The organism is Stenotrophomonas sp. 278 (assembly GCF_003935715.1).
GTDB lineage: Bacteria > Pseudomonadota > Gammaproteobacteria > Xanthomonadales > Xanthomonadaceae > Stenotrophomonas > Stenotrophomonas maltophilia_AH.
In genome coordinates, this window is sequence record NZ_RHPP01000117.1 from 1 (window position 1) to 13,465 (window position 13,465).

Consider the following 13,465-nt stretch of genomic DNA (forward strand, 5'->3'; position numbering starts at 1 on the left):
GCAGTGCCGCCCTGCAGCGTCTGTTTGCCGGGGCCGAGCAGCCCGAGCCGCTGCTGGCCGCCTTTGCCAACGGCATGGCCACGCTGCCGGGTGAACTCGGCGACATGGGCCTGCGCCTGCAGTCGGCGCTGCGCAGCGCCGACTGGGTCAGCTACGGCCGCGCCATGCGCCAGCTGATCGACAAGTACATCCGCACCATTGAACAGGACAGCGCCGACGGCCCACCCGACAGCCTGCGTCTGCGCGAACTGCTGCGGCATACCCTGGGTGTCACCGTGGCCAGCCTGCTGCAGAACATGCCCGAGCTGAAGGACGAACCGGTGCAGCTGGCCGCCGAACTGAGGCAATGGCATCCCGGCATTCCGTTGCAGCCGCTGGAAGTGCGCCTGCGCGAGCTGACCCACCAGATCGGGGTGCGCAGCGACGGCTGGCAGGAGCAGCAGGAGCTGCTGCTGAGCCTGTTCGACCTGCTGCTGGAGAACATCAGCGAGCTGCTTGACGACAGCAGTTGGCTGCAGGGCCAGCTGCACGCCGTGCGCGCCCTGATCGGCGGTCCGCTGGACCGCGACTCGGTGGAGCAGGCGCGCAACAATCTGCGCGAGGTCATCTACAAGCAGAGTCTGCTCAAACAGGGCATCGTCGAAAGCAAGGCCGCCATGCGTGGCTTGATGGGCGAGTTCATCGAACAGCTCGACGGCATGGCCACCCACACCAGCGACTATTACGACCGCATCAGCAGCTATGCAATGGCGTTGAAGGAAGCGCGCAGCATCGCCGACCTCAACCAGCTGCTGCAGGACGTGCTGCGCGACACCGGCAAGGTGCAGGAACAGGCCCTGCAGGCGCGCGACCACCTGGGCAACGCGCGCCGCGAGGTGGAGCAGGCTGAGGCGCGCATCGCCGAACTGGAGCTGGAACTGAGCGACATGTCCGGCCAGATCCGCACCGACCCGCTGACCGGCGCGCTCAACCGCCGTGGCTTCGACGAGCTGCTGGAACGCGAGATCGCCCGCGCCACCCGGCACGCACATCCGCTGGCGATCGCCCTGCTCGACCTGGACGACTTTCACCAGACCAACAGCGAGCACGGCCATCCCGGCGGCGACGCCGTGCTGCGCCACCTGGTGGCGGTGTGTCAGCTGCTGTTGCGCAACTCCGACGTGGTCAGCCGCATCGGCGGCGATGAGTTCGTCATCGTGATGCCGGAGACGCCCGCGGCCGACAGCATGTCGACCCTGCTGCGGCTGCAGCGCTCACTGGCGCAGCGACCGCTGCATCTGGATGAGCAGCGGGTGCCGGTGCATTTCAGTGCGGGGGTGACGCAGTGGCAGGCCGGGGACAGCGCGGAAGTCGTGCTCAAGCGCGCGGACGCGGCCCTCTATGCTGCCAAGCGGGTCGGCAAGAACCGGGTTCAAGCGGGCTAGCGCCCGTAGAGCCACGCCCTGCGTGGCTGCGAACGTGTCTCGCACCGCGAAGCCACGCAGGGCGTGGCTCTACATTCGGGGATCTGGCACCGCGAAGCCACGCAGGGCGTGGCTCTACGGTCAGTGCGCGGCGGACTTGCCGCGCGCCCTCTGGATCCCGGTCACCGCCAGCAGCACCACCGCACCGGCGATGACACCCACCACCAGGTTGCCGAGCGCTTCCACCAGCCAGCCAACGCTGGTCTGGTCGGCCAGGCCAAGCACGAAGTGATGCAGCGCCGGCACGTTGTGCACCAGAATGCCGCCGCCGACCAGGAACATCGCCAACGTGCCGGCCACCGACAGGAACTTCATCAGCCACGGTGCCGAAGCCACCAGCCCGCGACCGAACGCAGCCACCGCACCGCCCTTGCGCGACAGATACAGGCCGGCGTCATCCAGCTTCACGATGCCCGCGACCAGTCCGTACACGAACACCGTCATGCCCAGCGCGATGACGACCAGTGCGGTCACCTGGTTGATGAACGGCTGGCCGGAGACCACGCCCAGCGACAGCACGATGATCTCCGCCGAGAGGATGAAGTCAGTGCGGATCGCACCCTTCACCTTGTCTTTCTCCCACGCCACCATGTCCACTTTTTCGTCGGCCAGGGCTTTGGCCCGCTCGGCCTTGTGCTGCGCATCTTCTTCCTTGGAATGCAGGAACCGGTGCGCCAGCTTTTCCACACCCTCGTAGCACAGGAACGCGCCGCCGATCATCATCAGCGGCACCACGATCGGGATCGGATAGCCCTTGGTCTGCAACCAGGCTTCCAGCGCGCTGATCGCCAGCGCGGCCGGCACCAGGATCGCCTTGTTCACCAGCGACCCCTTGGCGACCGCCCACACCACCGGCAGTTCGCGGTTGGCGCTGACCCCGGTCACCTGCTGCGCATTGAGCGCAAGGTCGTCACCCAGCACGCCTGCGGTCTTCTTGGCCGCGACCTTGGTCAGGATCGAGACGTCGTCCAGCAGGGTCGCAATATCGTCGAGCAGGGCAAACAGGCTGGCACCGGCCATGGCTATCCAAGGTTCATTCAGTTGCGGCGATTCTGACTGATCAGGACCTGTTCGTGGAAGACGGCCGGGTTCACCGGCCCACCACCGGGCCGCGGCCACACTGCGGGTAGACCTGCGCTGGAGTCCCGCTTGAACAAACCGCCTGTCCCTTCCGAGTCGCCCTCGCTGGTCAAGGGCATGAACCGGCGCAGCCAGATCCTGCGCCTGCTCCTGCGCTACCGCCACTCCGGGGTGTTCTCGGGCATGAACCTGGATGCACGTGCCGGACATGAGCTGCCGCCGGAGGGCAATCCCGAGCAGTTCGTCAGCGACCTGGAATCGCTGGGCCCCACCTTCGTCAAGCTCGGGCAGATGCTGTCGACCCGACCGGACATGGTCCCGGTTGAGTTCGCCACCGCACTGGAGCGCATGCAGGAAAAGGTCGCACCGATCCCGGTCGAGCGCATCCACGCGATCATCGAACAGGAACTGGGGGCACCGGTCTCCAAGCTGTTCGCCCGCTTTGACGCGGCTCCGCTGGGCTGTGCTTCTATCGCGCAGGTGCATCGCGCGCAGCTGCACGGGGGTCGCGAGGTGGCCGTCAAGGTGCAGAAGCCCGAAGTCGCAGCGCAGCTGCGCTCGGATCTGGACGTGCTGCGCAGCTTCGCCCTGGCCGCCGACCATCTCACCCAGGTGGGCCGCCGCGTGCGTCTGCGCGACTGGCTCAACGAGTTCGCCAAGACCCTGATGCAGGAGCTCGACTACCAGGCCGAAGCGGAAAACCTGCAGCGCTTCGGCCAGCACCTTCGCCCGTTCAAGCGTCTGTGGGTGCCGCAGCCGGTCTGGGACTACTGCAGCCACCGGGTGCTGACCATGGAACTGGCCCAGGGCGTGCGCGTGGACATGATCCCGCACGTGCGCCGCACCGAGGAGCCGATGGTGCCACTGGCAGCCGCCCTGATACGGGGCTACCTGGACCAGATCTTCGTGCACGGCGAGATTCACGCTGATCCGCATCCTGGCAATCTGCGCGTGACGCCGCAGGGCCGCCTGGCGATCTTTGACCTGGGCATGGTCGCGCACATGCCACCGCGCCTGCGCGAGCGCCTGCTGAAGGTACTTTTTGCCGCAGTGGACGGACGCGGCGAGGAAGTCGCCGACGAGATCATCGGCATGAGCACGCGGCTGGAGGCGTTCGATGAGGAACGCTATCTTCGTGAGACCGGCCAGCTGATCGCGCGCTATGCCGCCAACAGCAGCTTCTCTGAAGGCCGCGTGGTGCTTGACCTGGTTCGCATCGCCACCGCCAGCGGGCTGCGCACACCGCCCGAGCTGAGTCTGCTCGGCAAGGCGCTGCTCAATCTGGAAACCGTGTGCCGGCTGCTGGACCCGGATCTGGACACCCGGCGCATCGTCGAGAGGCAGTTGCAGCACGTGATGCGGGCGCGCCTGCGCAAATCACTTTCGGCCGCCAACCTGGCCAGCGAGGCGATGGAAGTGCAGCAGCTGCTGCGCGACGGCCCACGCAAGATGTCCGACATCCTGGCCCTGCTGGCCGAGAACCGCCTGCAGATGAAGGTGACCGGACTGGAAGAGTCACGGCTGATGGAAAACCTGCAGAAGATCGCCAACCGCGTTTCCGCCGGCATTGTCACGGCAGCACTGATTCTTGCCGCGGCGCTGATGATGAAGGTCAACACCGGCTGGCATCTGTTCGGTTACCCGGCGATCGCCATGATGCTGATGATGATCGGCGTGGTGCTCGGCTTGGGCATCATTCTCAGCGCGTTGATATTTGATCGCCGCGCACGCTCGAAGGAAGAGCGTGGTCATCGGTAACCACGCGTTCATGCGTTCACGCTGGTTTTACACCTTCCATCACGATGCGTAGTAGGCGCTGAGCGGGCGTTTTCAACAAACATTTCAGTCAGGTTCGCGCAGGCATGATCCAGTCATCAGCCTGTCATGCAGGCGTGCTTGGAAGCGAACTACCGCCTATGACCTGGATCCTGCTGCTGTCATTGCTCGTGCTCACCGTGTTGTTGCTGGCCTCACGGCGTTGGGTATGGTGGAAGGCGTCACTGATGTCGGTGCTGCTGCTGGCCCTGAGCGTGTGGTGGCTGATCAACAAGCTCTCCGGCGACGGCCTGAATGCGGCCACGCTGTATCACCTCGGTGCGGAGATGGAAGGGGCCGGTATCGCTGACTTCAAAGGCTACATTGCCGGATTTATCGCACTGGCCCTGCTGTCATTGGGGCTGCCTGCACTGCTGGTGCGCCGCCGCAAATGGCGGCAGGCACGCCATGGCGGCTCGATCTTCGCCGGCTTCGCGGTGATGTGGCTGGTCGCCATCGGCGTCAGCCCGCTGTACCGTGACGGCCAGCGCCTGTATCAGCAGACCCGTCCGGTCGACTACAGCGTGATCGCGCCGGAATACCAGGTGCCGCAGCAGCCGCTGCGCAAGCCTCGCAACATCGTGTGGATCTATGGTGAGAGCCTGGAGCGCACCTATCTGGATGAAGCCGCGTTTCCGGGCCTGATGCCCAACCTCAACCGCCTGGCCGCACAGTCCCTCGATGTCCGTGGGCTGGCCCAGGCCGAAGGCGGCGGCTGGACCATCGCCGGGCTGGTGTCTTCCATGTGCGGCGTGCCACTGACCACCGCGCAGGGCGACGAGAACAGCATGGACCGCATGGGCAGCTTCCTGCCCGAGGCGGTCTGCCTGGGCGATTACCTGAAGCAGCAGGGCTACACCAACCACTATCTCGGCGGTGCCAACGGACTCTTCGCCGGCAAGGGTCAGTTCCTGGTCACGCACGGCTTTGACGAAGTCCACGATCTGGCCTGGTTCAAGCAGCAGAACATCGCCCGCTCGCACTTCTCGACCTGGGGCGTGCATGACGACGTCCTGCTGGACAAGGCGTATGACCGCTTCATGCAGCTGTCAAAGCGCGGGCAGCCATTCATGCTGACCACGCTGACCATGGACACCCATCATCCGGCCGGTCACCTGCCGGTGGCCTGCAAACGCACACGCTACCAGAGCGACTACGGCAACATCGGTCTGCTCAATGCGCTCAAGTGCACGGATGGGCTGATTTCGAAGCTGGTCGATCGCATCCAGGCCAGCCCGTATGGTGACGACACGCTTATCGTCATTGCCTCGGACCACCTGGCCATGCCCAACGATCTGAGCCACGTGCTGGCCAAGCAGAAGCGCGAGAACCTGCTGCTGTTCCTGGGCAAGGACATCGCACCGCGCCAGCTGGCCGCCAGCGCCGGTTCCACGCTGGATTCCGGTGCCACCCTGTTGAGCCTGGTCGACCCGGACATCAAGGCCATCGGCTTCGGCCGGTCGCTGCTCGACCCGCAACGTGCCGACAGCGCCAGCGTGGCGGCGCTGCGCGACGGCGGCAAGGACTTCCCGCGCTACCTGGCGTTCTCGCGCTCGCTGTGGCTGGGCGATACCACCCGCCAGCTGCGCATCGACGACGACAACCAGGTCGTGGTCGGACTGCAGCATGTGCAGCCGCCGGTCCTGCTGGAGTATGACAAGCAGTGGGACCTGAAGTCGGTCTACCTGGAAAACACCTCCAAGCAGTTCGAGCAGGCCGATCCGGCCAACACGCTGGCTTATGTGGACCGCTGCACCGCGTTTGAGGATGGCTCGGCCGACGGCGACTGGTGCGCGATGCTGGTGCACCGCGAAAAGGGCATCAAGCTCTATCGCGATGACCAGCTGCGCCAGGGCTTCGCCGTGGACGCACCGCTGGATGCGTTCAGCGGCCCGCTGCCCAGCATCCGCCAGGCCCACATGATCACCGAGAAGGGCCGTCGCACCCGGGCCGGCCAGTACATCCTGCAACTGGTCGCCAAGCAGGCCCCGAACCGCGGATTCTGGATCGAAGCGGTGTCGTCCAAGCGCAAGGTCGTGGTCGCGCAGCAGTGGGTGGAACCCGATGCGGAAGGCCGCATCACCGTACCGTTCGGGCTGGACCACGAAGTGGACGATCTCGAGATCCGCGCCTGGTTGAACCACGCCGAGAAGCTCGCCGTGGACACCTTTGCGCTGGTGCCGTCACGGCGAGGCGGGCGCTCCTAGTCACCGCACCGGCCCCGCTCAGGGCGCGGGGTCGCGATCAGGCTGCCGATCCAGGCGCGGCTCGCGCACGAGGTGGATGTCGGTGGGCGAGGACAGTGCGATGCCGGCAGCGGCAAACTTCTGCAGCAGGGTGAAGTACAGGTCGCTGCGCACCCCGTACACCGCACGCGGGCCAGAGGTGTAGGCAAAACTGTTGATCGACACCTGGCCGTTGTTGATCGAGTCGATGAACACCGATGGCGCAGGATCGTCCAGCACTGCCACGTGTTCGGCATAGGTATCCAGCAGCAGTTGCCGCACCGCCACCACGTCGGTGTTCAGCGGCACGGTGAACTGGATCTGGATGCGGCCCTGCGCGCTGCCCATGGTCATGTTGCGCAGGGTCTTGGTGATCAGCTCGGAGTTGGGCACGATCAGCGTGGATTTGTCGCCCACCTGGATCTCCGTGGAGCGCACGTTGATGCGGCGGATGTCGCCTTCCTGGTCACCCAGCTTGACCCAGTCGCCGATTTTTACTGGGCGCTCTGCCAGCAGGATCAGCCCGGACACGAAGTTCTGGGTGATCGCCTGCAGGCCAAAACCAATACCCACCGACAGCGCACTGACCACCAGTGCCAGCTTCTCGAAACCGATGCCCAGCGCGGTGAGCGCCCACAGCACGGCGGCAATGATGCCCAGGTAACGGGTGACGGTGCTGATGGAGTTGCGCGCACCGGCGTCCAGCTCGGTTTTCGGCAGGTAGGTGTCGGTGAGCCAGCGCTGGAACGCCTGCATCACCACCCACACCAGCACGAAGGCCAGCACCGCATTGATCACGTCGCGTGGCCGCAGCGTGGTGCTGCCAATGGTGATGCCCTTGGACAAAGTGTCCAGTCCGCCCAGCAGCGCGTTGGTATTGCCGAACGCCGCCGTCAGCAGTATCACCGCCAGCAGCACCACGCCAATCCGCAGCAGCGCCGACAGCAGCACCCCGCCCTGTTCCAGCCGCGCACCACTCAGGCCCGTGGTCAGCACCACGGTCTGGCCGATGCGGCCTGCCGGCGACAGCAGCCAGACCGCCAGGTCGTTGGCGAACTTCAGCAGCACCGAAGTGGCCATCAGTACCATCGCGCCCCAGACCAGCTGCTGGCCGACGAACATGGCGAAGTTCAGGTAGCCCAGCAGGCTGGCGATGATCGCCGCGGTCACCACCAGGTTGCCGGCCACACGCGCCAGCACGATCCAGCCGCTGCGGCGGCTGCTGGCTTTGGGCTTGGCCGGGGCATCGCCCTGCGCCTCCAGCTTGGCCTGCGCTTCCTCGGCCTGGCGGCGGTGCATGCGTGCCAGCGACACCAGGATGGCCACGATCAGCGCCATGTAGGTCAGCGCCATCAGTCCGTCTACCGCGACCGTGGTCACCTGGCTGGTGCGCGCGGCTTTGTTCAGCGCCAGCAGCATGATGCTGATCCAGGTCAGCGCGGCCGCGCACCAGGCGTACTTGCGCAGTCGCCAGGCTACGTCGTCATCCAGCGTCATCAGCCGCCACGAGGGCCGCTTGGGCATCAGCACCGCCGCACTGACCGCCGCCATGAATGCGGCCACGAAGGTCGCCAGCTGGAAGCTGTCCACCGTTGTTTCCAGCCGTGGCGGAATGGCACCGATGTTCTGCAGCGACGCCACCAGCACCACCGCCGAAAAGCCCGGCAGCAGAGTGCCGACCACCATCAGCCAGACCGCCAGGCCGGACCGCCGCAGGCGTCCTTCCGGCGCACGTTCGGACGCGGCCAGCCGTCGGCCCAGCGCGCGCAGCCACAGCCGCAACGGGAAGAACATCAGCAGCGCCAGCGCCACGCCGGTCAGCGGCGAGCTCCAGCCATGCCGGGCGACAGCCTCGCGCAGCGCGCTTTCGCCCTGGCGATAGACAATGAGCAGGCGCTGCACATCCGTTGGCACATCGGTGGCGAACTTCCGCCACAGCGAGGGCGACAACGGTGAGCTGACCTTTCGCGCCAGCTCTTCGCTGAGCTGGCTGGCACGCATTTTCTCGATATCCGCGCTCAGCTGCTTGGCATCCACCGACAGCAGCTTGGCGCGCGCGATGGCCGCCGCGATGTCGGCCCGCTCCTGGTTCAATGCCTTGCGCTGCTGCGCCAGCTCGCGCGCTTCGACCGCGCCCTCAGCGACCTCTCCGAGCTGCGAGATGCGGAACTCAAGCTGTTCCAGGCGCGGCTGCAGCCCGGTCTGCGCCGCGTCGGCCTGACGCTGCACTTCCAGCGCACGGTCGGACAGCGACTTCAGCGATTCCCGGGTCTCGGCGTCATTCAGCGCGGCGCGGGTCGACTTCAGGTCCCTGGTCGCCTGGGCCAGCTGCGCCACGGGATCGGCGTTGCCTTCTTCGCTGGACTGGGCCGCCGCCCAGGGGGCCACACACAACCAGGCGACCATCATCGCTGCCAGCAGCGAACGCATCAGCATGAAATGGAAACGGGAAGACAAAACAGCAGCACCTGGGCCCTGCGCGGACCACCGCGCGTGGGCGGACTATAAACCGCTTCAGGTTTACGCCGGGTATGTTCGCAGGGCGCATGCAGGCTTTCACTCCGCCATGGCAGCGGCCCCGGCATGGTGTCGACCACCTTCCCACAGCGCCTGCGATGAGCACCTACGCCGACCTGAAGACCGTTCCCGACCTGAACCTGCCTCGTTATCTGGGCACCTGGTATGAGATCGCGCGCCTGCCGATGAAGCATGAGCCGGAAGACTGCACCGACGTCTCGGCGCATTACAGCCTCAAGGACAACGGCCACGTGGCCGTGCGCAACCGCTGCAGGCTCGGCGACGACATCGAGGAGGCCGATGGCGAGGCCTGCCCGGTGGACAACGACACTGCGCGGCTGAAAGTAAGCTTTCTTCCGGCAGGCCTGCGTTGGCTGCCGTTCGGCAAAGGCGACTACTGGGTGATCCAGGTGGCTCCGGACTACAGCGTGGCGCTGGTCGGCAGTCCCGACCGCCGCTTCCTTTGGTTGCTGGCACGCGAGCCACAGCTGGACGCCACTACCCGCGAACACTACCTGGCCCAGGCCCGGCAGCAGGACTTCGACCTGACCGGCTTGATCCTGACCCCGCACACCGGCCACCCCACCGCCTGAGTCTGGCATGGACCTGAAAAGCGGTTATCCGTACTGGGCGATCCGCAATGGCCTCATGCACGCCTTCCCTCCGCTGCAGCAGGACCGGAACTGCGACGTGCTGGTGGTCGGCGGCGGGATCAGCGGAGCCTTGATTGCCGATGAACTGTGCGCGCACGGCCACGACGTGGTGTTGATCGAGCAGCGGGACATCGGTTGGGGCAGCACCGCCGCCAGCACCGCACTGCTCCAGTATGAGATCGATACGCACCTGGTTGACCTGGCGCGGCAGTACGGCGAACCGGCGGCGGTGCTGGCCTACCGCGCCTGCGCCGATGCCATTCCTGCCCTGCGCCAGGTGGCCGCCGGGTTCCGCAGCGTGGACTGTCAGACGATGCGCAGCCTGTACTACGCCAGCAAGCGCCGGCACGGCCCGGTGCTGCAGGCCGAGTTCGCGCTGCGACGCCGGCACGGGTTTGACGTGACCTGGCTGGAACCGGCGGAGCTGCAGGCGCAGTACGGGATCGAGGCCCCCGGCGCGATCCTGAGCGCGCTGGCGGCGCGCGTGGATCCCTACCAGCTCACCTACCGGCTGTTGATGCGTCTGGCCAAGGCGGGCTGTGCGGTGCATGACCGCACCGCGCTGCATACCCTGCAGACCACCCCGCGCGGCATCACCGCCATAACTGCAGAAGGCGTCCAGATCCGTGCCCGGCACGTCATCATGGCCACCGGCTACGCCGGCCAGCGCTGGCTGAAGCCGCGCGTGGCCCGCAACCGCAGCAGCTATGCCTTCATCACCGATCCGGTGGACCCGGGGCTGCTGGGCGAACTGTCGGACACCATGGTGTGGGAGTCGGCGCGACCGTATCTGTATCTGCGCAGTACCGGTGACCATCGCCTGCTGGTGGGCGGTGAGGACGATGCGGTGGATGTGCCGGCCCGACGCGATGCGCGAGTGCAGGGCAAGGCGCGGACGCTGCTCAAACAGATCAACCGGCTGTTTCCGGAGCTGCCGCTGCAACCGGCGTTTTCGTGGGCCGGCACCTTCGCCGAAACCGCCGATGGCCTGCCGTTCTTCGGCCCGCACCCGCAATGGGGCCGGCGCGTGCTGTTCGCCATGGCCTACGGCGGCAACGGCATCACCTATTCAATGGTCGGAGCCGGGTTGCTGCGGGCGCGGATCGAGCGCCGCCGGCACCCGCTGCAGGCCCTGTTCGGCTTCGAACGGCTGCGGTAGGTACCCACCGTTGGTGGGTACGCCTTGTGGTCACGCGACAAATCCAAGCCATGACAGGCATCATTCAAGCAGCGCCTGCTAGCGTGAGCCTGTCGGCCGCCCTGCCTGACCCGGAGCCTCCCATGATCCGCCCGCTTTCGCTGCTGCTGTGCCTGCTTGCCCCCGGCGTTGTCCTGGCGCAGTCCGCTGCCGGTGCCACCGGCCCGCAGTCGGCCACCGACCTCAATCTGGCGGTGCCGCAGGAACCGCTGCAGTATCTCAACGATCCAACTTTGCGCGGCGACCCGCCCGGCACCTTCTATGGCGACAAAAGCGGCCGCCGTGTGGCGCGGGACCCGGCAGGCAACGGTATTGCCGAGGTCACCGACGACAAGCTGCGGGTCAACGGCAGCTTCACCACCGGGATCGGCTACTCGGAAAACTTCGGCAATTCGCACTACAACGCCGCCGAACTGAATCTCAACAAGAATTACACCAACGACGAAGGCAAGACCCGGAACATGAACCTCAACATCCGGGTCAGCGAGGGCAAGGGGCCGGGTTTCTACGGCCCCTATGGGGATTATGGCTATGGCGGGGGCGGCTACTGGGGCCCCGGTCCGTTCGGCTGGTAAGCCGGTCAGTCCCACCAGCCGTCGCGGCGGCTGCTCAGCACGCGGCCGTCGTACCCGCTCATGCGCACGTCCACGCGCTGGTTGTTCTTGTTGTGGGCGTCCAGCGACCAGGTCGCGCCGTCGCGGTCCACCTCGGTGATGCGGGTGTAACCGGCCTTCGCGGCCAGATCCAGGATCTGTCCCGCGTCCAGTACCGCGCGGCCATTGGCCGCATCGAAAATCTCGCCCTTGGCGGGGTCGACCAGCACATCGTCGCGGCTGCCGTCGGCGCGGGTGACTTCAGCCTCCCACATGCCGTCATCGCGTTCCAGTTCGTGCACCTGGGTGTAGCCGGCAGCGCGCAGCTTGGCCTGGACCTCGGCAGCGCCCAGTTCGGCGGCGAAGGCGGGGGCGGCGGTTACGGTGGCGGCCAGTGCGGCGGCAATCATCAGGGTCTTCATGAGGGGGTTCCTTGTGGCAACCGGATCATTCCGGCACCGCCAGTCTGGCAAGCGTGCCTAAGCGCCTCATGAGCAGCCTTGTTAGGCGTTGTTTAATCGCCTCGCGTATACCGTAGCTCCTGATCACCCTGTCCCGCTTCCATGTCTCCCTACGCCTTGCTGCTTCCCCTCCTGCTCAGCGCCACCCAGGACCCGATGCGGGTACTGGACGGTGACGCGCGTGAGCAGCAGGCCGTGCGCCAGGCCGTGCAGCAGGGCCGCTACGTGCCGCTGGAGACGGTGGTGCGCGATGCGCTCAAGCGCTATCCCGGCAAGCTGCTGGAGGTGGAGCTGGACGATGATACCTACGAGATCGAGATCCTCGGTCCCAACGGCAAGGTCATGGAGCTGGACTATGATGCGCGCAATGGCCGCCTGCTGAAGATGGAGGAGGACTGATGCGCCTGCTGCTTGCCGAGGACGACCCGGTACTGGCCAATCGCCTGCGTACGCTGCTGGAGGATGCAGGCTATCTGGTGCTGCACAGCAGCGAAGGCCGCGACGCCGAGTACCAGGGCCAGGTGGAGGATATTGCCGCTGCCGTGGTCGACCTGGGCCTTCCGGGCCTGGATGGGTTGAGCGTGATCGAGCGCTGGCGGCAGGCCGGACGCAGCTTCCCGGTGCTGGTGCTCACCGCACGCACCCGCTGGCACGACAAGCTGGCTGGCTTCGACGCCGGTGCCGATGATTTCCTGACCAAGCCATTCCAGCCCGAGGAGCTGCTGCTGCGCCTGCGCGCCCTGATCCGTCGCAGCGCAGGCCATGCCAGTCCGCGCCTGGTCTGCGGCCCACTACAGCTGGATGTGAATGCCGCGCGCTTCGAACTGGACGGCACCCCGCTGGCGTTGAGCCCGCAGGAGTACCGCATTCTGAGCTACTTCATGCATCACCCTGACGTCGTGATCAGTCGGTCGCGGCTGGGCGAGCATGTCTACGACGCGGGTTTCGACCCGGACTCGAACACGCTGGACGTGCTGATCGGACGCATCCGTCGCAAGCTCGGCAGCGAGCTCATCCACACCCATCGCGGCCAGGGCTTCCGCCTGTCGGCGCAGCCATGAACACCCCCTCGCTGCGCAGCCGTCTGCTGCTGGCCGGTGGGCTGGGCATGCTGCTGGTGTCGGCGCTGGCCACCTGGTGGCTGGGGGCCATGTACGAACGCTCGGCGCGCGCCACGCTGGACGCGCGACTCGGCAATGACCTGATTTCAGTACTGTCGCTGGCCGAAGTGGACGCGCAGGGGCGGGTCCAGTTCCGCCGCGAGCTGGTCAATGAAGACTACCGTCGCGTGTTCTCAGGCGCGTATTGGCAGGTGCAGACCGCGCAGGGCCAGGCGTTGGCGCAGTCGCGTTCGCTGTGGGATGGCGCACTGGGTGTGCCTCCCACGCTGCAGACCGGGCCCGCGCAGGCCTTCGACACCGCCGGCCCCCTGGACCAGCGGCTGCGCGCGGTGGCCCAGC

11 protein-coding genes and 1 pseudogene are annotated in these 13,465 nt (G+C 66.4%); 9 read left to right on the forward strand and 3 right to left on the reverse strand.

Annotated elements, in window-relative coordinates; genetic code table 11:
* Positions 1–1,424, forward strand: a 1,424-nt coding sequence (locus EGJ34_RS16595) for a GGDEF domain-containing protein (protein WP_148100514.1), incomplete at its 5' end; no start/stop codon positions are given.
* A 120-nt stretch (positions 1,425–1,544) separates the two neighbouring features.
* Here the strand turns inward: EGJ34_RS16595 and EGJ34_RS16600 are convergent.
* A complete protein-coding gene (locus EGJ34_RS16600) occupies positions 1,545–2,483 on the reverse strand; it encodes a DUF808 domain-containing protein (protein ID WP_125361599.1) in 939 nt (312 codons plus the stop codon).
* Between the two features lie 117 nt (positions 2,484–2,600).
* On the opposite strand from EGJ34_RS16600, the gene EGJ34_RS16605 reads away from it, so the two are divergent.
* Both EGJ34_RS16605 and EGJ34_RS16610 read left to right on the forward strand, forming a co-directional pair.
* Entirely contained in the window at positions 2,601–4,301 is a 1,701-nt protein-coding gene (locus EGJ34_RS16605) for an AarF/UbiB family protein (RefSeq protein ID WP_312023038.1), read from the forward strand.
* Positions 4,302–4,459: 158 nt separating this feature from the next.
* Positions 4,460–6,565, forward strand: a complete 2,106-nt coding sequence (locus EGJ34_RS16610) for a phosphoglycerol transferase I (RefSeq protein ID WP_125361601.1) — start codon at positions 4,460–4,462, stop codon at positions 6,563–6,565.
* Positions 6,566–6,583: 18 nt separating this feature from the next.
* Here EGJ34_RS16610 and EGJ34_RS16615 read toward each other — a convergent pair whose 3' ends face one another.
* Positions 6,584–9,019, reverse strand: coding sequence for a DUF3772 domain-containing protein (locus tag EGJ34_RS16615; RefSeq protein WP_125361608.1), 2,436 nt, complete (start codon positions 9,017–9,019; stop codon positions 6,584–6,586).
* A 179-nt stretch (positions 9,020–9,198) separates the two neighbouring features.
* Between EGJ34_RS16615 and EGJ34_RS16620 the strand changes: the two genes are divergently transcribed.
* From EGJ34_RS16620 to EGJ34_RS16630, 3 genes are all read left to right on the forward strand, one after another.
* Positions 9,199–9,693: a lipocalin family protein gene (locus tag EGJ34_RS16620; protein ID WP_125361602.1), complete on the forward strand. Its 495-nt coding sequence runs from the start codon at positions 9,199–9,201 to the stop codon at positions 9,691–9,693.
* Positions 9,694–9,700: 7 nt separating this feature from the next.
* The gene (locus EGJ34_RS16625) at positions 9,701–10,912 is read left to right on the forward strand and encodes an FAD-dependent oxidoreductase (RefSeq protein WP_125361603.1); all 1,212 of its coding nucleotides are present in this window, start codon (positions 9,701–9,703) and stop codon (positions 10,910–10,912) included.
* Between the two features lie 122 nt (positions 10,913–11,034).
* On the forward strand, positions 11,035–11,526 hold the full coding sequence (locus EGJ34_RS16630) for a hypothetical protein (protein WP_125361604.1): 492 nt from the start codon (positions 11,035–11,037) through the stop codon (positions 11,524–11,526).
* A gap of 5 nt (positions 11,527–11,531) precedes the next feature.
* Here EGJ34_RS16630 and EGJ34_RS16635 read toward each other — a convergent pair whose 3' ends face one another.
* Positions 11,532–11,966: a PepSY domain-containing protein gene (locus tag EGJ34_RS16635; protein WP_125361605.1), complete on the reverse strand. Its 435-nt coding sequence runs from the start codon at positions 11,964–11,966 to the stop codon at positions 11,532–11,534.
* Positions 11,967–12,161: 195 nt separating this feature from the next.
* On the opposite strand from EGJ34_RS16635, the gene EGJ34_RS16640 reads away from it, so the two are divergent.
* The 3 genes and pseudogenes from EGJ34_RS16640 to EGJ34_RS16650 form a co-directional block, all read left to right on the forward strand.
* Positions 12,162–12,404: a PepSY domain-containing protein gene (locus tag EGJ34_RS16640; protein ID WP_312023039.1), complete on the forward strand. Its 243-nt coding sequence runs from the start codon at positions 12,162–12,164 to the stop codon at positions 12,402–12,404.
* Entirely contained in the window at positions 12,404–13,066 is a 663-nt protein-coding gene (locus tag EGJ34_RS16645; RefSeq protein WP_125361607.1) for a response regulator transcription factor, read from the forward strand. Before EGJ34_RS16640 ends, EGJ34_RS16645 begins: the two co-directional genes overlap by 1 nt.
* Positions 13,063–13,465 (forward strand): annotated as a pseudogene (locus tag EGJ34_RS16650) (sensor histidine kinase); the annotation flags it as partial. The gene EGJ34_RS16645 and the pseudogene EGJ34_RS16650, both read left to right, overlap by 4 nt.